Here is a 21,950-nt window from a genome sequence, read left to right as displayed (position 1 = left end):
TTCGGCCCGCCGCGCAGCACTCAATGCGACAAATCGCTCACCGACGCCGCCGGGGCGTCGCGTTTGACCTGAGTGATGCCGTCTTCCATCTGCTCGGCTGTCGAGAACATCTGGCTCTGGCCGATGATCTCGCCATTGCGCGCCTTGAGCACGAAGTAGGGGCGGCCTGACGTCGATGTCTTGCGCTCGAAACGATGATCCTCGACCGAGTTTTTGCGAACGGACTCGATGCCGTTCTGCGCAGAGGCACGCGCCTTATAAGTCTCGGAAGAGAGGATGATGTGCCCGCTGTCGGCCAGCAGGTGAAAGTGAAATTCACCGTTCGGGCTACGCTTGAGTTCGAACTTGCCTGACATATGTGGATCTCCCGGATCTTCCAAAAGCCAGCGGCGAGGGACTGCGAACTGCGAGAGACGACGGCAGAGGGCCGCGTCGGAGAAACCTTGAAAACCTCTTGATATACAGACTCGGTGGCGCGTACGTATCGAGCGGATTGCGCCTAGATTAGCACCGCCCGCGTCCCGGCGATACCGCAGTTTGTTTCGAAGTGTAAACCACTTCCCGCGATGGCCTGCCGAACCGGGACTTGAGGTGCGGCAAGGCACCGGCGGGAGAGGGTGGCGCCGGCGCTGCGGCGCGCTTTAGCGGCGCGCGTACTGTGTCGCGCCGAACAGCATTTCGCGGGCCTTGTCGTCTTGCAAAGGCTTGCGCGCGTCGGCCAGCACCTTGATGCCGCGCTGCACCGCCGGACGTGCCTCGATGGCCTCAAACCATGTCTGCACGTTGGGGAAGTCCGAAAGCTCGACGCCCTGGTTCTTCCATGAGCGCAGCCACGGCCAGATGGCGATGTCCGCGATGGTGTACATATCGCCAGCAACATACGGATGGCTGCTCAGCCGCTTGTCGAGCACACCATACAGACGCCGCGCCTCGTTCGTGTAGCGCTTGATCGCGTAATCGATCTTCTCGGGGGCGTAGATCCGGAAATGGTGCGCCTGACCGAGCATCGGCCCCACGCTGCCCATCTGGAACATCAGCCATTCGAGGGTTTCGTACTTGCCACGCACGTCTTCCGGCAGGAAGCGGCCGGTCTTGCCCGCCAGATACAACAGAATTGCGCCCGACTCGAACAGCGAGATCGGTTTGCCGTCCGGACCGTCTTCGTCGACGATGGCCGGGATCTTGTTGTTCGGCGAGATGGCGAGAAAGGCATCCTTGAACTGATCGCCTGCGCCGATATCGACGGCATGTGCGTGGTAGGGCAACCCGCACTCTTCGAGCATGATGTGGACTTTGTGGCCGTTAGGCGTAGCCCAGGAATAGACCTGAATCAATTGCGGCTCCTCATTGGGGCGTCGGTCGACGCCGTTCCCCGTCAAGGCGTGGCGACGATCGCGTCAGGCGCCCGGCACGGTGGTGTCTCAGATGACGAAACGGGCCGGGGGGCGAGCGTCGCCCCCCGGAAAAACTGCCCGGAAATTACACCACAGAACGTTTTTCTCTGCCGGGCGCGAGGTCAGCAAGCAGTGCCGGTGTCGGCCTATGCGTTCAGGTAACGCGCCAGTTCCAGTTTGGCGATGGCATTGCGGTGAACTTCGTCCGGGCCATCCGCGAAGCGCAAGGTGCGGGCGCTGGCATAGGCGTAAGCCAGTGGGAAGTCGCCCGAAAGCCCTGCCGCGCCGTGTGCCTGCATCGCCCAGTCGAGCACCTGACATGCCATGTTCGGCGCGACAACCTTGATCATCGCGATTTCCGCCCGCGCCGCCTTGTTGCCCACCGTATCCATCATGTAAGCCGCTTTGAGCGTGAGCAGACGCGCCTGCTCGATCTGGCAGCGTGCTTCGGCGATACGCTCTCGCGTTACGCCCTGCGCGGCGATCGGTTTGCCGAATGCCACGCGCGCGAGTGTGCGTTGACACATCAGCGACAGGGCGCGCTCCGCCAGGCCGATGAGCCGCATGCAGTGGTGGATGCGTCCCGGTCCGAGACGTCCCTGTGCGATCTCGAAACCGCGTCCCTCGCCGAGCAGGATGCTGCTCGCGGGCACGCGAACGTCGTCGAGTTCGATCTCCATGTGACCGTGCGGAGCGTCGTCGTAACCGAACACGGTGAGCGGGCGAACGCGCGAGATTCCCTTGGCATCCGAGGGCACGAGAATCATCGATTGCTGTGTGTGCTTGGGGGCATCCGGGTCGGTCTTGCCCATCACGATGTAGAGCGCACAACGCGGGTCGCCTGCGCCGGTCGACCACCATTTGCGTCCGTTGATAACGTAGTCATCACCGTCACGGCGAATCCGGCATTGCACGTTGGTGGCGTCGGACGAGGCGACGTCCGGTTCCGTCATCAGAAACGCGGAACGAATCTCGCCGCGCAGCAGCGGTTCGAGCCATTGCGCTTTTTGCGCGTCAGTCGCGTAGCGCTCGAGCGTTTCCATGTTGCCGGTGTCGGGGGCATTGCAGTTGAAGACTTCGGGGGCCCACGGCACTTGTCCCATGATCTCGCACAGGGGCGCGTACTCGACGTTGCTCAGGCCCGCACCGCGCCCGGAGTCGGGCAGGAATAGGTTCCAGAGCCCTGCCTGCCGGGCGAGCGGCTTGAGGCGTTCGATGACCTGCGACGGTTGCCACGCGTCGCCCTGACGGCGCGCGATCTCGATTTCTTCGAGATAGCGATGTTCATTCGGGAAGATGTGTTCGTCGAAGAAGGCGGAAAGGCGCGCACACAAGGCTTCGACTTTGGGGCTGTAGCTGAAATCCATGAGGTCTCCGTTCAGTGTCTGTCTGCGTGACCAGGGGCCGGGGCTGTGCTGCGCTGTGCGCGCAGTGCATATGCCCACGCGAGTTCGGCCATCGGACGCGCGCGCTTGCCTGCGTCGAGCGCTTGCTGGCTGGCCGCAGTGCCGTCGACGACGCGTTTCATGATGCCTTGCAGAATCGCGGCGATACGGAACATGTTGTATGCGAGATAGAAATGCCACTGCGCGGGCGGCGTGATGCCCGTGCGCTCGCCATATCGGGTGACGTAGGTGCTTTCGTCGGGAATGCCGAGCGCTTGCCAGTCGAGTCCGGCGATACCGCGAAACACGCCGGGGCTCACATGCCACGCCATGCAGTGGTAGCTGAAGTCGGCGAGCGGGTCGCCGAGTGTCGACAGTTCCCAGTCGAGCACAGCGAGTACACGGGGTTCGGTGGGGTGGAAGATCAGGTTGTCCAGACGGAAGTCGCCGTGCACGATGGTCGTGCGCTCGGGCACGTCGGCAGGCAGATGTGCGGGCAGCCACGCGATGAGCTGGTCCATGGCGTCGATGGTTTCAGTCTCCGACGCGCGGTACTGCTTGCTCCACCGGGCGATCTGCCGGGCGATGTAGTCGCCGGGTTTGCCATAGGACTCAAGCCCGACGGCGCGATAGTCGACCCGGTGCAGTGCCGAGATGACGCGGTTCATTTCGTCGTAGATGGCGCTGCGCTCGGCCGCCGTCATGCCGGGCAGCGAGGGGTCCCAGAATACGCGTCCCGGCACGAAGTCCATGACGTAGAACGCCAGTCCGATCACGCTTTCGTCCTCGCATAAGCCTCGCATGCGAGCGACGGGGACGTCGGTGCCTGCGAGCGCATCCATCACGCGGTACTCACGCTCGATGGCGTGGGCAGACGGAAGGAGTTTGGCCGCCGGTGCAGGCTTGGTACGCAGCACGTAGGCGGCGCCGGGGGTGGACAGGCGATAGGTGGGGTTGGACTGGCCGCCGTTGAATTGGGTGACGGTCAACGGCCCGGCGAAGCCGTCGACGTGTGCGATGAGCCAGCGCTCGAGCGCGACGGTATCGAAGGGCGCGTGCTCGCCAAGTGCGCGTTCGCCTGCAAATGCGGAAAAGTCCTGTGGAAGCTCCTCGGCCATGCTGTCTCCTGCATTTCCGGTGCTACGTTGATCGTGACGATTCGACTGCGTGATGCACTTGCCGCGCGGCCGCCTCGAAGCGTGCGGCCGCCGAAAATCCTGAGCCTGCTGCGAACTTATCCTCGCTTTCGCGTGCGCAGGAACGACGCAAAAATCTTCTCCATGACCGTCAGCCGGTTATCGCGATGCAGCGGCTGCGGCGGCGCGAAGTTCATCAGGCGCACCACCCAGTCTTCGGGCTTGTCGCCCACGTCGAGCGCGTTGATGCACGCGGGCGTCTGGGCGAGTTGGCCCAGAAAAAGGCGTCCGAGCGGATGCATGGCATGCGACAGAATCGCGCGATTCACGCCGCCGTGCAACACCAGCAGCACGGTGTCCCATGACGTATCGGCCCGGAGTTCCGCCAGCGGCGGCACCACGCGATCGAGCAGTTCGCGCACCGACTCGCCGTTCATGAATCGGGTGTCTTCGGGCACCAGGCCGTCGAACGCACTGAGAAACGCCTGCGCGAGTTCGGCCGGCGGCAGGTCGGAAACGCTGCCGGCACGAATTTCTTCCCAGCACGACCACGTCTCGATAGCGATCTGCTGCCCAGTCTCGGCAAGCACACGCTCGGCAGTCTCACGCGTACGCGGGAGGCCACTCACGATGACCCGGTCGAAGCGGATCTTCTCGGCGGCGAAGGCGCGTCCGGCGGCGCTGGCTTGCGTGCGCCCGAGTTCGTTGAGCGGGACGGAGTCGGCGTCGATGGGCTTGCCGCTATCGTCGAAGTAGGTGACGTCGCCATGGCGCATCAGATAGATGCGGCGGCGCTGCGGTGGTGAGAAGGTCAAGGGACCGGTATCGGGGCCCGGATGGCCGAGTGAACGCATGCGGAAATTCTCCTGAACGGACCGGCAGCCGATCGGCGACTGCGGCAAAGCGTTGACCGGCGGCGCACGTCGAAGGTTCGCGTGCGCCGCGCGTCTGTCACACGCTCAGGCGTATTTTGCCGGACGTTTCTCAAGGAAGGCACTGATACCTTCCAGACCGTCGGCGTGGTGCAGCGAGGCGACAAAGTTGTCGCGCTCCGCCCCCAACTGCGATGTCAGCGTCTCGCGGGCGCCGGTCTCGATGAGCGTCTTGATACGGCCGACGGCGTTCGGCGAGAGCTGTGCGAGATCGGTCGCCCAGTTCAGCGCTTCGGCGCGGGCTTGTCCGGGCGCGACCACGCGGTTGACGAGTCCCGCAGCAGCCAGACGCGTCGCTGCCACCGGCTTGCCCTCGAGCAGAATTTCGGTGGCGAGCGGGCGGGGCAGGGCTTGCGAGAGGAACCACGAGCCGCCGCCGTCGGGCGTGAGGCCGACCTTCACGTAGGCCATCACGAACTTGGCGTTGTCGGCCGCAACAAGCAGATCGCACGCCAGCGCGAGCGAGAAACCCGCGCCAGCGGCCGCGCCTTCGACGGCCGCGATGATCGGCTTCGGGCACGCGCGCAACGCATCGATCCATTCGGCGAGCGCATCGATGCTTGCCGCTTGCACCGACGGATCTTTCTGACGATTCTCCAGCAGCCGGTTCAGGTTGCCGCCCGCGCAGAAGAAGTTGTCGGCGCCGGTCAGCACTACGGCCCGTACGGAGGCGTCGCGCTCGGCGGTGGCCAGCGCTTCGACCCCGGCGGCATACATATCCGGATGCAGCGCATTGCGTGCTCCGGGGTTGGACAGCGTCAGCACCAGTGTCTGGTCGACGCGTTCGGCAAGCAGTTCGGCGCTCATGAGTCGAGTCTCCGGATCACTGTTCTTCGGTAAGCAGCGACACGCCAAGCTGCGCACGACGCGAAAGCCACGGCGACGGGCGATAACGCGGGTCGCCATAGAACGATTGCAGATTGCGCAGGACGGTGAGCAACTGGCGCGCACCGACCGCATCGCCGAGCGCAAGCGGCCCCTTGGCGTAGCCCAGACCCAGTGTCACGGCGCGATCGATGTCGCCCGGTGTGGCGATGCGCTGCTGTGCGATATCGGCACCGATGTTCACGATGGTGGCGATCACGCGTTGAGCGACGAAGCCTGCCGAGTCGCGGATCACCGTGACGGGTGTGCCCTCGTATGCAAAGAGCGCATGGGCGGCGTTGCGCGCGTCGGGTGTCGTGACGGGCGTGGTCATCAGGGTGTGACGCTTTGCGCCCGCGAGCGGCAGCAGCGTGTCGATAGCTACCGTGCGCGTAGCGTCAAGCCCTTGTTCGACGGCGCAGGTCGTGGCGTCGAGGCCGAGCGGCGTGACAACGATCAGTGCCGTCTCTGATGGCTTGTCGCCGTTTTCGATGGCAACGCCCGTCGTCCCCAGCAGTTCGACCACTGCGGCGAAGCCACGCGCATCGGCGCGGCTCACCCAGACGCTGGCCGGCAGGGTGTCGGGGGCGGGAGCCTCGGCCGGCACCTGTTGCTTGCCGTCGACGTAGCGATAGAAGCCTTCGCCCACTTTGCGGCCGAGCAGCCCGCCGGCGAAACGCACGGCCGTGATCGGCGACGGCCGGAAGCGCGCCTCTTCGTAGAATTGGTGGTAGATCGATTCCATCACCGGGTGCGAGACGTCGAGTGCGGTGAGGTCGAGCAGTTCGAACGTGCCGAGGCGGAAGCCCGCTTGCTCGCGCAGGATGCGATCAATGTCGGCAAAACTCGCCACCCCTTCGCTCGCGACGCGCAGGCCTTCGGTGTTCATGCCGCGTCCTGCATGATTGACGATAAAGCCCGGCATGTCCTTGCAGCGCACGGCCGTGTGCCCCATGCGCCGGCCCAGCGCGAGCAGGGCGTCGCCGACGTCGGGGGCGGTGCGCAGGCCGTCGATGACCTCGACCACCTTCATGAGCGGCACCGGGTTGAAGAAGTGGTACCCGGCCACGCGCTCCGGACGCTCGCACGCCGCGGCAATGGCCGTGATCGACAGCGAGGAGGTGTTCGATGCGAGGATGGCATCGGCCGCGACGATACCTTCGAGCGAGCGGAACAGGTCGCGCTTGATCTCGAGCTTTTCGATGATGGCTTCGACCACGAGATGGCAGTCGGCCAGGTCCTCGAGCGCACTGCACGCCTGCAAACGGCCCATCGTCGCCTCGACGCTGGACGCTTCGATCTTGCCCTTCGCCGCGAGCTTGTCCAGCGTGTCGCGCAGGGCGTCCAGTGCGGCTTGCACGGCCTTCGCGTTGGTGTCGTACAGCTTCACGCGCAGACCGGCCTGTGCGGCGATCTGGGCGATGCCGCGGCCCATGGCGCCAGCACCGACGATGCCCAGCACGTCGATAGCCTTGGCCGGAGAGTGAGCGGATGCCGGGGAGGAAGATGCAGTCATTCGGAGTGTCTCGAAGTTGATGTCGATTGTCGTCGATCGGTGTCGTGCTGCCGGCGCGCATGGCACCGTACGGCGTGATGCGTCATTCTATCGTCCGACCGGTCGGTCGGGAAATGAATTTCCTGCCGAGTTGCGCGGCGATGCAAACCGATGCCCCTATTGTGTTGCCGCTATTGTCGCCGATCTCGTTGCGGCTGCCAGCGCTTGTTCCGCTGGGCGGTCGGCAGCGGGGCGGGAGATGGCCGGTTCGCTGGCGATTTCGGGACGCCGTTCGCGGCGTCATTGATGCGAACGATCGTGCGATACCGTTACAATGCGCGAAGCCGCTAGTCGCACTCGCTACCCTCTCCGCCTCTGTAGACGCGGGAAACGCTAGGTCGCGACGGTGTAGCCGGGCGATGACACTGCAAGTGCGAGCCGCGACCGGCAGCCAACGAGACGCCGCCGCTGCACTGAGGCGGTGCACAAAGGACGCATCATGAAACTGCGCATGGACGTTGGCGCCTCACCGACAAACCGGGGCGCTGGTCATGCCGCATGGGAGACATCATGTTGAAGCTGTACGGCTTTCCAATCAGTAACTACTACAACAAGGTCAAGGTTGTGCTGTACGAGAAGGGCTTGCCCTTCGAGGAATCGGAATCGACCCCCTGTCAGGAAGAGTGGATGCTGCAATCGTCGCCGCTTGGCAAGGTGCCGTATCTGCAGACGGAAAACGGTTTTCTGTCCGAGTCGCAGGTGATTTGCGATTTCCTTGAGTTGGCGTATCCGTCTCCCGCGCTCTTCTCCAGCGATCCGTGGCAGCAAGCCAAGGAGCGCGAGTTGCTGGCGATGACGGAGTTGCATCTGGAACTCGTGGTGCGCGAGGTGTACACGCAGGCGTTCTTCGGCGGCGCGGTGTCGGAAGGCACGCGCAATCGCACCGAGAAGCTGCTGCGCCGGAACATCGTTGCGTTCAAGCGGCTGGCGAAATTCGCCCCCTACGTGGCGGGTGACACGTTCTCGATGGTGGACATTGCCGCCGCCATCCATTTGCCTATCCTTGGCATGGCCACGCAAGCGGTCTATGGCGAAGACTTCCTGCAGGCGGCCGGCATCGACTGGAAGGCGTACAGTCAGCGGCTCGCCGAACGTGAGTCGTTCCAGCGTATGCGCGCGGAACAGAAGGCCTACCAACAGGCGCAGCAGGCGAAGAAGGCGGGATAAATCAGCCGACGCCTGACAGTCAGGCAGGGTGGGGCCTCCCCCCTGATCCGCCTGCGTTACCGCGATAAAGCAAAAGGGCCGCAATGTTCCAGATTGCGGCCCTTCGTTTTTCTGACGGCTGACACCTGACAACCGGCGGTCGTTGGTGGTCAGATCTTCGCCAGTCGAGCCAGCGCTTCACGCAGCGTGTCATCCTTCTTGGCGAAGCAAAAACGCACGACGCCCGATTCGTGCGGCTCGTGATAGAACGCCGAGACGGGAATTGCCGCCACGCCGATCTCGCCGGTCAGCCACAGCGCGAAGTCGTTTTCGCTCATGTCGCTGATTGCGCTGTAATCCACGCATTGGAAGTAGGTGCCTTCGCACGGCAGCAATTTGAAGCGCGTGCCTGCCAATCCTTCGCGGAACAGGTCGCGCTTCTTCTGGTAGAAGCCCGAGAGTTCGAGATACGGAGCAGGGTCGCGCATGTAGTCCGCCAGCCCCACTTGCATCGGTGTGTTCACGGTGAACACGTTGAACTGATGCACCTTGCGGAATTCCGCCGAGAGGGCGGCCGGTGCAGCGACGAAGCCGACCTTCCAGCCCGTCACATGGTACGTCTTGCCGAAGCTCGACACGATGAAGCTGCGGCGCGCGAGTTCCGGATGGCGCGCCACGCTCTCGTGCCGCTTGCCGTCGTACACCATGTGTTCGTAGACCTCGTCAGAGATCAGCAGAATGTCGGTGCCCGCCACGATCTCGGAGAGCTTCGCGAGATCTTGCTCGTGCCACACGGTGCCACTCGGGTTGTGCGGCGTGTTGAACAGGATGAGACGCGTGCGCGGCGTGATCGCGGCGGCCAGCTTGTCGAACGGAATGCGGAACTCGGGGGCTTCGAGCGTGATGAACACCGGTTTGCCACCGGCCAACTCGATCGACGGGACGTAGCTGTCATACGTCGGCTCGAACACGATCACTTCGTCGCCCGGATGCACGCTCGCGAGAATCGCCGTGAGCAGCGCCTGCGTCGCGCCGGCCGTTACCGTGATTTCCGTGTTCCAGTCGTAATGCTGCCCGTAGAGATTGCCGATCTTGCCGGCAATGGCCTGACGCAGCGCGGGTACACCCGCCATCGGCGGGTACTGGTTGTGGCCTTCGCGCATGGCGCGCGAGACGGCGTCGACGATCTTCGGGTCGCAAGCGAAATCGGGGAAGCCCTGTCCGAGGTTCACCGCCTGTTTCTCGGCCGCCAATGCCGACATCACGGTGAAGATGGTGGTGCCGACGTTCGGCAAACGCGAGGCGAGCGGCGGGGCAACCAATGCCTGAGCGGCAGGTGTGGTGGCGGCGAGGGAGGCTGGGTGGGGCGCGTTCATTTATGCGATGGACGATGCAGTGATCAGGCCGTCATTCTAACGCCGCTGCGCGCTGCATGCGGGCGACACCCGGTCACCCGGCTTCCGATTTCGGACATTCCTTGGTCCGTTCTCCGGCCATTCCGATCGGGCTCTCGGAATTCATGCGCTCGGGACGAGCAACGACGTGAAAGCACTCGCCGTCACGATACGAAAACCGAACTGACGCGCCACGCGGCTGCGCAGCTTCAGCACGGCCTTGTCCTTGCTGACAAGCCAGTGTGCGTGCCCGTCACGGGCAGCTTCGAGGAATTTCTGATCGTCGCGGTCGCGGCATAGCGGCAATTGGGCGGGCGGCGGCGCGTCTTCCGGCACCGCGATGCGCTGCGTATGGGCATCGACCCAGGCGAGGGCGGCGGCGTTGTCGATCTCGCGCGCGGAGAATTGCGGGTACGTGAGCACCACGGCGAGTTCGTCGCGGCAGCGCGGCGCCATGAGCGCGGTGAGGCGGCGCTCGACGAGGGCATCGCGCATGGGACGCACAATGGGGTCGTCGAAGACCAGCAGATCGATCCAGACATTGGTGTCGAGGACCACGCGCGGTGGGGTGGCGAGCGTATCGATGTGCTCGGCGAAGGCCCGCTCGGCGGGCGTGGCAACAGCGTTTTGAAGCATTGGATAGAATGGCGGTTTCTCGTTTTCGCAGGAACGCTGCACCCCATATGATAATTGTTCTCTCGCCGGCCAAATCGCTCGACTACGAAACGCCGCCGCACGTGAGCACGCACACCGTGCCGCAGTTCGTCGACGACGCTGCCGAACTGATCGAAGGCCTGCGTGAACTGAGCCCCGCTCAGGTCGGCTCGCTCATGAGCATTTCCGATCAACTCGCGTCGCTGAACGCCACCCGTTATGCCGACTGGTCGCCTCGTTTCGACACGAGCAACGCCAAGCAGGCTGTGCTCGCCTTCAATGGCGACGTGTACGAAGGCCTCGCCGCCCGCTCGCTGAACGCCACTCAGCTCGACTTCGCGCAGAAGCATCTGCGAATCCTGTCCGGCCTGTATGGCGTGCTGCGTCCGCTCGATCTGCTGCAACCGTATCGACTGGAGATGGGCACGCGTTTCGTCAACAAGCGCGGGCGCGATCTGTATGCGTTCTGGGGAGAGCGCGTGACGCAGACGATCAACGCGTCGCTCGCGGAGCATGCCGAGACGCGCCGCGTGCTCGTGAATCTGGCGTCCGAAGAGTATTTCAAGGTCATCAAGCGCCGCTTGGTCGCGGCGCCGGTGATCACGCCGGTGTTCGAAGACTGGAAGAGCGGCAAGTACAAGATCATCAGCTTCTACGCCAAGCGCGCACGCGGTCTGATGGCGCGTTACGCGATCGAGCGTGGTGTGACCGATGTGCAGCAGCTTAAGGCCTTTGACAGCGAGGGCTATGCGTTCGACGACAGCGTGTCGAACGATTCGCTCTGGGTGTTCCGCCGTCGCGTGGCCTGACGCCAGCCGATCCCGGCCCCGTGGCAATGTCACGGGGCTTTTCATTTCCGCCAGTGAGACAAGTCATGACCGTGCGCATCAGCAGCAGGTTCGACAGCGGCGCCATCCATGTGGTGAGCGCCGAGCGTGCCGACGACATTCACGTTCGCATTCCGCAGGACGGCGCCGCGGAGTTTGCGCAGTGGTTCCATTTCCGCGTGCAGGGCGTGGGTGGCACACCGTGCCGCATCGTGTTCGACAACGCGGGGCAGACGTCCTATCCGCGCGGCTGGGAGAACTACCGCGCAGTGGCGTCGTACGATCGAGTGACCTGGTTCCGCGTGCCGACTTCCTACGACGCTCAGGTCATGACCGTGTCGTTCACGCCCGCGCACGACAGCGTCTATCTGGCGTATTTCGAGCCGTATCCCGAGGAGCGTCATCTGGCGCTGCTCGGCACGGCGCAGAACTCGCCACGCGTGAGTTCGCGCTCACTGGGGCAGACCGTCGACGGGCGCGATATGACGTTGCTTACCGTTGGCGAGCCGCGCGCAGGCAAGCGCAACATCTGGGTGATCGCGCGTCAGCATCCCGGCGAGACGATGGCCGAGTGGTTCGTGGAAGGGCTGCTGCGCCGTCTGCTGGGGGCAGGGGATTGGGCGGGTGATCCGCTCGCCACGGCCGTGCTTGACGAAGCCGTGCTGCACATCGTGCCGAACATGAACCCCGACGGGGCGGCGCGTGGCAATCTGCGCACGAATACGGCGGGCGCGAACCTCAATCGCGAGTGGCTCGAGCCGGATCTGCAACGCAGTCCCGAGGTGTATCACGTGCGTGCGGCCATCGAGGCGGTGGGCTGCGATATGTTTTTCGACATTCACGGCGACGAAGCGCTGCCCTATGTGTTTCTCGCCGGGAACGATGGTGTCGAGTGGGCGACCGACGCAGTGCTTGCGCGTGAGAAGGCGTTCGGCGAGCGCCTGAAAGCCGCGAGCCTCGACTTTCAGGACAAGTTCGGCTATCCGCCGGGCAAGCACGGTCTCGAGTCGCTCAAGCTCGCGTCGAAGTGGGTCGCCCGCCGCTTCGGCTGTTTGTCGCTCACGCTGGAAATGCCGTTCAAGGACAACGCAAATCGTCCGGACGCGCAGGTTGGCTGGAGCGGCGCACGAAGTGCTGCCCTGGGCGCGTCGATGCTTGCCGCGATCTGGTCGCAGATGCAGGCGGACAACGCGTAACGCCTAAGGCAATGTCGGGGCGCAGCAAAGCACGACGCGCCATGCGTCGTGCTTCCTTTGGCGAGCCGATCGCGTTGATGCGATCAGTTCGACTTCTTCTTCGCCGTGCTCTTCTTGGCCGTGCTGCCGCTCGATTTGGCCGAGGACGATTTCGCCGACGACTTACCGCTTGACGACTTGGCAGTCGTGCCACGCTTGCCCGACTTCGCCGTGGCGTGAGACGCCTTGCCGCGCGTATTCCCGCGTGTTGCCCGCTTCGCGGGTTGTTCGACCTGCGCCAGCGGCGATGTGTAATCGAAGCCCATCATGCGGCCATCGACGTAGCCACAGCGAATGTGGATGTTGTCCGTCTGACCGTTGGTGCGTTTGCCGATGCCGTCGAGTTCGACCATCTGCGTGACGTCGACGCGTTGCTTGCGGTCGCCGAACGGACCGGACCAGGGGGCGACCTTGGCATGCTCCGGGTCGAGCGCGTGCTCGCCGTACTCGACACTTTCGTAGCCGGGCAATGTGGCGACGACGAAACTGGCGTGCGCCGCGCAATCGGCCACGAGCGGATCGGCTTGGCGGGTGTTGATGAACTGCTCGACCAGCGCGCGATGCTGTTCGAGCGTGAAGGCCTGTGCGGGGGCCGTAAAGGCCGACAGGCAGAGCGGCGCGGTGACGGCGGCGATACCTGCGACCTGGCGCACGGCTCGCAACACGACGCCTGCGGCGCGTTGAAAAAATCGATTCGACATTCTGTAATGAATTCTCGGGGGCGCTAAGGCATTGCAGAGCAATGCGGGCATGCGGTGACTCACCGGGTAAGTCGCTGGCACGCGCCGCTCGCGAAGAGGCTTGACCGCATTTTGAAAAACAACGGCAAAGCGGCTCTCATCTTAACCGAAAAAAAGGCGCTGACGCCCGCCGGGTAAGCCGGTAGACGTAACACGGCGCGTCGCGAAAGTTACAGCACGCTACAATGCGTGCCTGACCGACGCTCCGATGCAGCGACGACCTCGCGGATTTCGCGCGAATCGCTGCTGTCCGGCGAGGGTAGGGGGCGCATTGTGTCATCGGCTGGCGCAGCGCAATCGCTCGAATAGCGGCGCATTTCGAGAGGTTTCGAGCGACTCGCCCAATTTGCATTCAGGTATCGACTCTGCACGCCCCACGTTTTTCTCATTTCGCATGTTCGCAAATTCGCGCACTGTCGACAGTGCTCAAACCGGCCCGCACGACAAACTGGCGGATCTCGTGAACCGTCATCGCAATGCGGTGTTTCGCAAGCCGTTGGCCGCCTATAGCGCGGGTGCGTTCGATGCCGCCGTCGCCGCGTGGCGCGACGCCGGAGCCGCACCCCTCATCATCGATGCGGGATGTGGCGTCGGTGAAAGCACCTTGCGACTGGCCACACAATTCCCCGATCACTTCGTCATCGGTATCGATCAATCGGAGAGCCGCATCGTGCGCGGCAAAGATTGGTGGGACGGCGTGTGGCCCGAGAACTTCGTGTGGGTGCGCGCCGATCTCGTCGACTTTTGGCGGCAATTGTTCGACGCCGGTATTCGTCCGGCGCGTCACTACATCCTCTATCCCAATCCGTGGCCGAAAATCGGCCAGCTCGCGCGACGCTGGCACGCTCACGCAGTCTTTCCCACCGTGGTGGCCCTTGGCGGCGTGCTGGAGTGTCGCAGTAACTGGAACATCTACATCGACGAATTCGCGCTGGCGGTCGAGTGGCTCAGCGGTGTGCGTCCGGTCGTCGAAGCGTGGTCGCCCGACGCCGCGAGCGTTGCCCCCATCACGCCGTTTGAGCGCAAGTATCTGGCATCGGGGCATGGGCTTCATCGATGCGTCGTGACGCTGCTGCCGTCGCCGCTCACCTCATCATCGAACTGATTCGGCGGGCGCCTCGCACCAACAAAAATGGCCGGGCGCTGATAACGCACGGCCATTTTTTTACCATCGACACGCGTCATGGCGACGCGACGGCGATCAGTGGAAATGCGGACGGTTCGGTTCGGCGTCTTCCGGCATTTCCGCATGGACGACTTCGCCCACCGGGTCGGGATACAGCGGCACGCCACAATCGTCGCAATACTCCGGATCGAAACGGCCCGGATGCTTGCGAATCTCGGTCACACCACAGGCCTTGAGCAGGTCGGTGACTTCGTCGAGTGCACCGCCTTCGACTTCGCCATTCTCACGGCCATACAGCGGCCACACGACGCCGTAGATGACGTCGTTGCTGCCGCGCTGTGTGAAGCCGATGCGGTACTCGTCGATGTTCTGCTCACCGAAGCCGGCGATGACAGCGCGCAACTCGGCCGGGGTCAGCGTCAGCACGTCTTCGAGATAGCGCAGCGCCGTGCGGATCGTGTGCGGACGAATGCGCTCGTCTGCCTCGCGGCAACTCGCGTAATACGCGTCGGGCAGCAAGCACTCGATTTCGCAACCTGGCAGTAGTGCATTCAGATTCGGCCCGCCCTGAGCCGACCATGCCTCCTGACATTGACCACGCTCTGCGTGACGTGCGCCGTCTTCTTGCCAGCGGAACATCGGCGCTCCCTTGGGGACCGTGACGGCCGCCAGCAAAAAGCGCGGGTCGGCAAGAATCGGGGCCGTCTCCGGCAGATCGTTGCTCGGCTGCTTGACTTCGGCATTATCGACGGCCGCGCGCACGAGTTGCTGCGTGACCTTCCACGATTCGCAATGCGTGCGCGGCAGTTGATCGATGCTGTAGAGATACGGCGAGACGGCCACGCGCGCCGATTCCGCGAGCACATGGGCGTGCAGATGAGCGCGAACGGGCATGAGCGCGTCGGTCTTCACGGGGCCCGAGGGGATTGCGTAACGCGTCCAGGCCAGGATCGGGATGGCGACGAGCAGACCGTCCCACACCTGACCTTCAGCTTCCGGCTCGGCGGATTCGCTTTGCGATTCGATCAGGTCCGCCAGCGCGCCATAAGCCTCGCTGTGGTTGGCCTGAAGGTGATCGAGCGCCGCGTCGATGGCCGGCTGGTTGCCGGTGCGCAGCACGCGCGTGAGCAACGTGTCGAGCTGGGCCTCCCAGAAGCGGTCTTCGATACGGCTGCCTGAGGCGGCAAGCGCAAGCGCGTGGCCGACCAGTTTTTCGGCGTCGGGAGTCAGTCGTTTGGCGGTGCGTGAGCGCATAGTGTGTAAAGCAGAAATGCATGAACTCACGATTGTACGGCATGCGTGAACGCGATTGATGGGACGCTTGCACCAATCGCGTTGTCCCCGGGGCGCGCGCCCGCCGGGCGCCATGACACCGGCGGCCGGATATCGTCAGAAATCGAACGCAAGATTGGCCGGCGCCGACAGCCTCGTGCGACGCGTCGCCCCCGTGCCTGCGCCGGCGACCGAGGCCAGCGCAGCGCCTTCGAGCGAGAGCAGCGCGAGTTTGCGCTCGACGCCGCTGGCATAGCCGGTGAGGGTGCCGTCCGCGCCGATCACGCGGTGACAAGGCACGATGATCGTTATCGGATTGCGCCCGTTGGCGGCACCGACGGCGCGTGATTTGTTCGCGTCGCCCAACGCGTGAGCGAGATCGCCATAACTGCGCGTCTCGCCGAACGGGATGCGGCAAAGCGCCGCCCAGACGCGCTGCTGGAACGGGGTGCCTTCGGGGGCCAGCGGCAGTTCGAAGGTGCGGCGTCCTTCGCGAAAATACTCGTCGAGTTGGCGCTTTGCTTCGTTGAGCAGGGCAAGATCGTCGCCCTTGCGGCGCACGTCCTCGTCTTGCGGAAAGTACTTCTGATGCGAGAAATACACGCCGGTGAGCGCGTCGCCGTTCGCGACGAGCAGCATTTCGCCCAGCGGGCTGTCGTAATACGTTTCGTAGCGGATCATGTGTCCACCTCCTGCAAAGTCTCGACCGGCTGGCCGGTCGGTCCCTGCGCCGCCGCCCGCCAGATGTGCAGCGCTGCGTACGCGCGCCACGGTGCCCACCGGGTCGTGCGTGCGGCGACGGCACGTCCATCGGCCACGCCCAGCGCCTGACGCAGTACCAGGTCGTCGACAGGTATCGCGTCGGGCGAGCCAAGGGCACGCATGGCGATGTACTGCGCTGTCCATGGCCCAATGCCCTTGATCGCGAGCAGCGCCTTCACGGTGGCTTCTAGTGGCGCTAGCGGGTCAAGCCGCAGGTGAGCATCGACGATCGCCTGCGCGACCCCGTGAATGGCGGCAATTCGGCTTCGAATGATACCGGCTTCGCCCAGTGCCTCGGGGGGCACGGCGAGCAATTGTGCGGCGCAGGGGAAGGTGTGCGTCAGACCTTGCGCCGGCACGGGCAGGGGCGTGCCGAAACGTTGTGCGAGCCGCCCGAGCAAGCGCCGGGCACCCTTGACCGTGATCTGCTGGCCGACGACGGCGCGCACGGCCATCTCGAAGCCGTCGACGGCCCCCGGCACCCGCAGGCCCGGTGTCGTTGTGGCGAGCGGCCCGAGGTGCGCGTCGATGACGTCTGGACGCGCGCCCAGATCGAACAGATGGCGCAGTTTGCCCAACACCTGCGGCACGCTGCCGGCCAGCACCGGCGGCAACGTCACTTGCAGCGCGTGACGATCCGGCAGCAGCGCGATGCGGCACCATCCGGCGACCGTTTGCCCGTCTTGTCGCTCGATACTCAGTGCGCGCGTGTAGACGTCGCCCTCTCGTAGTTCGACACCTTCAATTGCCCGGTCGCCCAGAAAGTCGAGCAGTGCGTGCCAGGCGAAGGGCGGCCGGTAGGCAAGCTGGAAGACGAGATCGCCGTCGGGCAGGGCGGCGTGACGAGCGTTCAGGCGAAGCCGGCCGGGGGCGAAACCGTAGCGTGTCTTGAACAGGCCGTTGAAGCGTCGAACGCTGCCGAAGCCGGAGGCGAGGGCGATCTCCGTGACCGGCAAGGCGGTATCGGTGAGCAGGCGCTTGGCGAGCAACAACCGTTGCGTCTGCGCGTACTCGACGGGAGAGACACCGAATTCGTCGGCAAAGATACGGCGCAGGTGGCGCTCCGTGATGCCGATGCGGGCAGCGAGGGCCGGGAGTCCGGCGCGGTTCAGGAAGCCTTCGTCGATCATGGCTGCGGCAGCATCGGCGAGTTCGCGGCTGGCATCGAAACGTGCGCCGCCGGGCGCGAGTTCGGGGCGGCACTTCAGGCAAGGGCGATAGCCGGCCTTCTCGGCAGCGGCGGCGCTGCCGTAGAACGAGCAGTTTTCAAAGCGCGGCGTGCGAACGTTACACACGGGGCGGCAGTAGATGCCGGTGGACGATACGCCGACGAAAAACCAGCCGTCGAAACGCCGGTCGCGAGCGGAGACGGCCTTGTAACAGACTTCGGGATCGAGCGTCATGGGCAAGGCAGCCGGCAAGGCAAGGGGGAGGACATGGCTGTCACTCTACGCGCGAGACCGAAGCGGTGCTAGTCATTTTCGGACATGACAGCGCCCTGCGCGCAATCGTCTCCAATAACGACAAAACCCGGCGCGAGGCCGGGTTTTGCTTGCTACCAACTGCCAATCAGGCCGCGGCGAGCAGTTGACGCAGCACGAACGGCAGGATACCGCCGTGCTTGTAGTAATCCACTTCGATCGGCGTGTCGATGCGCAGCAGGACTTGCACCTTTTGCGTTTCGCCGTTCTTGCGATGGATCACCAGCGTGACATCCTGTTGCGGCTTGATGTCGGCCGTCAGACCTTCGATGTCGAACGTTTCTTCGCCCGTGATGCCCAGCGACTGTGCGCTGTCCGAGCCCTTGAACTGCAGGGGCAGCACGCCCATGCCGACCAGGTTCGAGCGGTGGATACGCTCGAACGAACGCGCGATGACCGCCTTCACGCCCAGCAGTTGCGTGCCCTTGGCTGCCCAGTCACGCGACGAACCCGTGCCGTACTCTTCGCCGCCGAACACCACCGTGGGGGTGTTTTCGCCGACATACTTCATGGCGGCGTCATAGATCGACAGTTGTTCGCCGCTCGGCTGGTGAATCGTCAGGCCGCCTTCGACGCGCGAACCGTCTTCCTTCGCCGGGATCATCAGGTTCTTGATACGGACGTTGGCGAACGTGCCGCGCATCATCACTTCATGGTTGCCGCGACGCGAGCCGTAGCTGTTGAAGTCGGCCTTGAGCACGCCGTTTTCGAGCAGCCACTTGCCTGCCGGCGACGTTTCCTTGATCGAACCGGCCGGGCTGATGTGGTCGGTCGTGACCGAGTCGCCGAACACGCCCAGGGCGCGTGCGCCGTGAATCGGCTCGATATCGGTCTTCGGATCCATGGAGAAACCGTCGAAGAACGGCGGCTCGGCGATGTAGGTCGACGTCGGCCAATCGTAGACCTGACCCTTCGACCCCTTGACCTTGGCCCACAGCGGGCTCGGTTCCTTCACCGAATCGTAGTTGGTCTTGAAGACCTTCGCGTTCATCGCGAACTTCATCAGTTTGTGGATTTCTTCGCTGGTCGGCCAAATGTCGCCCAGGAAGATCTCGCGGCCTCCCTTGCCCTTGCCGACCGGCTCGGTCATCAGGTCGCGACGCACATTGCCGGCAATGGCGTAGGCCACAACGAGCGGGGGCGAGGCGAGGAAGTTGGCGCGGATGTTCGGGTGAATACGCGCTTCGAAGTTACGGTTGCCCGAGAGCACGGCCGCCGCGACCATATCGTTCTTCACGATCGTGTCGTTCAGTTCGGCCGTCAGATCGCCGGCGTTGCCGATACAGGTCGTGCAGCCGTAGGCCGTCACGCCGAAGCCCAGCTTCTCGAGGTACGGCAGCAGGCCGGCGGCTTCGAGATACTCGGTCACCACGCGGCTTCCCGGGGCGAGCGACGTCTTGATGTGCGGCGCCACCTTCAGGCCGGCTTCCACGGCCTTCTTGGCCAGCAGACCGGCGGCGAGCAGCACGCTCGGGTTCGACGTGTTCGTGCACGACGTGATGGCCGCGATCAGCACGTCGCCGTTGTTCACGTCGATACCGCTGTCGGTCTTGTAGGTCGTGTCGAGTTGTTCTTCGGTCTTGTTGAAGCCGTTTTCAGCCACCGGCTTCGTGAACAGATCCTTGAAGGTCGATTTCACGTTACCGATTTCGATACGGTCTTGCGGACGCTTCGGACCGGCCAGCGACGGCGCGACCGTGCCCAGGTCCAGCTTGAGCGTCTTCGTGTAGTCGATGTCGTTCGACTTCGGAATGCCGAAGAGCTTCTGCGCCTTGAAGTACGATTCGAAGGCGTCGATTTCGCTCTTCGTGCGGCCCGTACCCTTGAAGTAGTCGATGGTCTTTTCGTCGACCGGGAAGAAGCCCATCGTTGCGCCGTATTCCGGCGCCATGTTCGCGATGGTGGCGCGGTCCGGCAGCGTCAGGCTGGACGTGCCTTCGCCGAAGAATTCGACGAACTTGCCGACGACCTTCTCGCGGCGCAGCATTTCCGTGATCGTGAGCACCAGATCGGTGGCGGTCACGCCTTCGCGCAGACGGCCCGTGAGTTCCACGCCGACCACGTCAGGCGTCAGGAAATACACCGGCTGACCCAGCATGCCGGCTTCGGCTTCGATGCCGCCCACACCCCAGCCCACCACGCCGATGCCGTTGATCATGGTCGTGTGGCTGTCGGTACCCACGAGGGTATCCGGGTAGAACACGTCGTCCTTCTTGTGCACGCCACGTGCGAGGTATTCCAGGTTCACCTGGTGCACGATGCCGTAGCCCGGTTGCACGACGCCGAACGTATCGAACGCCTGCATACCCCACTTCATGAACTGATAACGCTCGTTATTGCGCTGGAATTCCAGCTTCATGTTCAGGTCGAGCGCTTTCTTCTCGCGGAAGTGATCGATCTGGACTGAGTGGTCAACCACCAGATCCACCGGCACGAGCGGCTCGATGCGCTTCGGGTTTTTGCCCTGACGCTCGGCGACATTGCGCATGGCGGCCAGGTCGGCCAGCAGCGGCACGCCGGTGAAATCCTGCAGCACGACGCGTGCCACGACGAACGGGATTTCGTCGGTACGCTCAGCGTTCGGCTTCCAGTTGGCCAGTTGCTTGACGTGCGCTTCCGTGACTTTCTTGCCGTCGCAATTGCGCAGCACGGATTCGAGCACGATACGGATCGACACCGGCAGGCGCTCGACATTCACACCCAGGGCTTTTCCCAGTTGGGGCAGCGAGTAGAACTTGCCTTTCTTGTTGCCGCTGAGTTTGAACTCTTTAAGCGTTTTGTGGAGGTTGTGGGCCATGATCTTTCCTCGAGTGATACAGAAAAACGAAGCGGTGGTGATGCGTTTAGCAGAAGGCGGCGTCGCGCGGGCACTCTCGCGGGTGCCCGCTACGACGCCAGTGCGCCGGGTGTCCGGCGTACCGGGGACTACGGGTATGGCTGAGGCTGCAGCAGGAAAGCGGCTGGCGCATCATGCAATCGGCGTCCGAGTCGACCGGACAAGCCTCAGTTGGTCACCTTGATCAGTTCGACCGATTGGGTCGGGGCGAGCTTGTTCTGCTCCGCCATCGCTTGCGTTGCGCATTCGTCAGCCAGACGGCTGCCGCCATCGCGGTGCGTGAACAGCATGGCCTTGGCCGGGATCACGACCAGGTCCATTCCGCTTGCCGCATCGTAGAAACGGTCGGCGCCAGTCGTCGTCTGTTGGCGCGGCAACTTGTAGTTGCGGCCATCAAAGAACATCGTGAGGATCTGGTCGCGCTTCATGTCGCCCTTGATGAACAGCTTCTGGTTCTCCTTGCAGCTCCACTGTTCAGACCCCTCGTCCGGTTGCACCGGCGCCGCAGCAACGGTCGCTTTCTTCTTGGCCGGTGCTTTCTTCTTCGGTGCGGGCTTCTTGGCCGTCTGGGCGGCCGATTGCTCAGCAGCAAATGCAGTCGGCACAAGGGTAGCGGAACACAGGGCGACCAGTGCGGTCAGGCAAAGCTTTTTCATGATGAATCTCCAAACAATGGGTGAGAGCCGACAAAAGCGCAGATTATCGTACGAAGTTTGCGTTGTTCGGCGTCACCATACAAATTTTTTCAATTCCCTTGCGCCAAGCACAGCGGGCGGCGGCGGTACGAACCGGCGTCGCTGGAGGGGTGTTGCAGTGTGGAATTCGGCATCACGCCGGATCGGACTACGCGAGCTCATGTTGCCGCCCTTGAGGACGGTCATGACGCGAAGGGGGCGGGATGCTTGGCGAAGCAAACGCTGAACGGGGCGCGAAACGTTGCGCCGCACGGTCGCCGCAGGCATTACGCACACGCCGGGCATCCGGTCCGGTGCGCTCTGTGCGGCAGTGAGGCGTTGCATTCGCTTGGCCAAGAAGTCGCTCGGTATTCTCGGTGTTGCTTGGGGCGGTGCCAGGGTCATGGTGCGATAGACGGCGCGGTCTTTTGCGCTAAATGTCGTCACTTCGATCATAGCTCCGGTCGACACGATGACTGCTGGAAACGTTCCCTCTGTCGGGAGGGGGTGCGCCGGCACTGGGGGTAGCCGCCGGCG

20 protein-coding genes are annotated in these 21,950 nt (G+C 63.8%); 4 read left to right on the top strand and 16 right to left on the bottom strand.

Annotation, left to right across the window (positions count from 1 at the left end; translation table 11 throughout):
* Positions 1 to 20: 20 nt before the first annotated feature.
* The 7 genes from C266_RS02030 to C266_RS02000 form a co-directional block, all read right to left on the bottom strand.
* Entirely contained in the window at positions 21 to 356 is a 336-nt protein-coding gene (locus tag C266_RS02030) for a YegP family protein (protein WP_010807396.1), read from the bottom strand.
* Positions 357 to 641: 285 nt separating this feature from the next.
* Positions 642 to 1,334 (bottom strand): glutathione binding-like protein, encoded by a 693-nt coding sequence (locus C266_RS02025; RefSeq protein WP_010807395.1) that lies wholly within the window; start codon positions 1,332 to 1,334, stop codon positions 642 to 644.
* 206 nt (positions 1,335 to 1,540) lie between these two features.
* Positions 1,541 to 2,761 carry an acyl-CoA dehydrogenase family protein gene (locus C266_RS02020; protein ID WP_010807394.1) on the bottom strand — a complete coding sequence of 407 codons (1,221 nt, stop codon included), beginning with the start codon at positions 2,759 to 2,761 and terminating at the stop codon, positions 1,541 to 1,543.
* Between the two features lie 11 nt (positions 2,762 to 2,772).
* Positions 2,773 to 3,897 (bottom strand): phosphotransferase, encoded by a 1,125-nt coding sequence (locus tag C266_RS02015; protein WP_010807393.1) that lies wholly within the window; start codon positions 3,895 to 3,897, stop codon positions 2,773 to 2,775.
* 116 nt (positions 3,898 to 4,013) lie between these two features.
* Positions 4,014 to 4,730, bottom strand: a complete 717-nt coding sequence (locus C266_RS02010) for a histidine phosphatase family protein (protein ID WP_010807392.1) — start codon at positions 4,728 to 4,730, stop codon at positions 4,014 to 4,016.
* Positions 4,731 to 4,874: 144 nt separating this feature from the next.
* Positions 4,875 to 5,654 (bottom strand): oxepin-CoA hydrolase, alternative type, encoded by a 780-nt coding sequence (locus tag C266_RS02005; RefSeq protein WP_010807391.1) that lies wholly within the window; start codon positions 5,652 to 5,654, stop codon positions 4,875 to 4,877.
* 16 nt (positions 5,655 to 5,670) lie between these two features.
* Positions 5,671 to 7,227, bottom strand: a complete 1,557-nt coding sequence (locus C266_RS02000) for a 3-hydroxyacyl-CoA dehydrogenase (RefSeq protein WP_051126089.1) — start codon at positions 7,225 to 7,227, stop codon at positions 5,671 to 5,673.
* Positions 7,228 to 7,776: 549 nt separating this feature from the next.
* Here C266_RS02000 and C266_RS01995 point away from each other — a divergent pair.
* Positions 7,777 to 8,433 carry a glutathione S-transferase gene (locus C266_RS01995; RefSeq protein WP_010807389.1) on the top strand — a complete coding sequence of 219 codons (657 nt, stop codon included), beginning with the start codon at positions 7,777 to 7,779 and terminating at the stop codon, positions 8,431 to 8,433.
* A 149-nt stretch (positions 8,434 to 8,582) separates the two neighbouring features.
* Here the strand turns inward: C266_RS01995 and C266_RS01990 are convergent, their stop codons facing one another.
* A complete protein-coding gene (locus C266_RS01990; RefSeq protein WP_036660947.1) occupies positions 8,583 to 9,788 on the bottom strand; it encodes a pyridoxal phosphate-dependent aminotransferase in 1,206 nt (401 codons plus the stop codon).
* A 141-nt stretch (positions 9,789 to 9,929) separates the two neighbouring features.
* A complete protein-coding gene (locus C266_RS01985; protein ID WP_010807387.1) occupies positions 9,930 to 10,442 on the bottom strand; it encodes a putative toxin-antitoxin system toxin component, PIN family in 513 nt (170 codons plus the stop codon).
* 47 nt (positions 10,443 to 10,489) lie between these two features.
* Between C266_RS01985 and yaaA the strand changes: the two genes are divergently transcribed.
* Positions 10,490 to 11,269 (top strand): peroxide stress protein YaaA, encoded by a 780-nt coding sequence (gene yaaA / locus C266_RS01980; RefSeq protein WP_010807386.1) that lies wholly within the window; start codon positions 10,490 to 10,492, stop codon positions 11,267 to 11,269.
* Positions 11,270 to 11,334: 65 nt separating this feature from the next.
* Positions 11,335 to 12,483: a M14-type cytosolic carboxypeptidase gene (locus C266_RS01975; protein WP_010807385.1), complete on the top strand. Its 1,149-nt coding sequence runs from the start codon at positions 11,335 to 11,337 to the stop codon at positions 12,481 to 12,483.
* 83 nt (positions 12,484 to 12,566) lie between these two features.
* Here C266_RS01975 and C266_RS01970 read toward each other — a convergent pair whose 3' ends face one another.
* A complete protein-coding gene (locus tag C266_RS01970; RefSeq protein WP_010807384.1) occupies positions 12,567 to 13,223 on the bottom strand; it encodes a BspC domain-containing protein in 657 nt (218 codons plus the stop codon).
* A gap of 433 nt (positions 13,224 to 13,656) precedes the next feature.
* On the opposite strand from C266_RS01970, the gene C266_RS01965 reads away from it, so the two are divergent.
* A complete protein-coding gene (locus tag C266_RS01965; protein ID WP_010807383.1) occupies positions 13,657 to 14,367 on the top strand; it encodes a tRNA (guanosine(46)-N(7))-methyltransferase TrmB in 711 nt (236 codons plus the stop codon).
* 96 nt (positions 14,368 to 14,463) lie between these two features.
* Here the strand turns inward: C266_RS01965 and C266_RS01960 are convergent, their stop codons facing one another.
* From C266_RS01960 to C266_RS27195, 6 genes are all read right to left on the bottom strand, one after another.
* The gene (locus C266_RS01960; RefSeq protein ID WP_010807382.1) at positions 14,464 to 15,642 is read right to left on the bottom strand and encodes a DUF2863 family protein; all 1,179 of its coding nucleotides are present in this window, start codon (positions 15,640 to 15,642) and stop codon (positions 14,464 to 14,466) included.
* A 135-nt stretch (positions 15,643 to 15,777) separates the two neighbouring features.
* Positions 15,778 to 16,341, bottom strand: a complete 564-nt coding sequence (locus tag C266_RS01955; protein ID WP_010807381.1) for a methylated-DNA--[protein]-cysteine S-methyltransferase — start codon at positions 16,339 to 16,341, stop codon at positions 15,778 to 15,780.
* Complete coding sequence (locus C266_RS01950) at positions 16,338 to 17,825, bottom strand: DNA-3-methyladenine glycosylase 2 family protein (RefSeq protein WP_010807380.1); 1,488 nt, start codon at positions 17,823 to 17,825, stop codon at positions 16,338 to 16,340. Before C266_RS01950 ends, C266_RS01955 begins: the two co-directional genes overlap by 4 nt.
* A 166-nt stretch (positions 17,826 to 17,991) precedes the next feature.
* Positions 17,992 to 20,700, bottom strand: a complete 2,709-nt coding sequence (gene acnA / locus C266_RS01945; protein WP_010807379.1) for an aconitate hydratase AcnA — start codon at positions 20,698 to 20,700, stop codon at positions 17,992 to 17,994.
* A 206-nt stretch (positions 20,701 to 20,906) separates the two neighbouring features.
* Entirely contained in the window at positions 20,907 to 21,395 is a 489-nt protein-coding gene (locus C266_RS01940) for a hypothetical protein (protein ID WP_010807378.1), read from the bottom strand.
* 72 nt (positions 21,396 to 21,467) lie between these two features.
* Positions 21,468 to 21,869 carry a hypothetical protein gene (locus tag C266_RS27195; RefSeq protein WP_144265674.1) on the bottom strand — a complete coding sequence of 134 codons (402 nt, stop codon included), beginning with the start codon at positions 21,867 to 21,869 and terminating at the stop codon, positions 21,468 to 21,470.
* Between the last annotated feature and the right edge of the window lie 81 nt (positions 21,870 to 21,950).

Origin of the sequence: Pandoraea sp. SD6-2 (assembly GCF_000389825.1) — a bacterium.
In the GTDB taxonomy this organism is placed as follows: Bacteria; Pseudomonadota; Gammaproteobacteria; order Burkholderiales; family Burkholderiaceae; genus Pandoraea; species Pandoraea communis.
The sequence above is the reverse complement of the archived record's forward strand: the minus strand, read 5'-3'. Positions and strand labels throughout refer to the sequence as shown.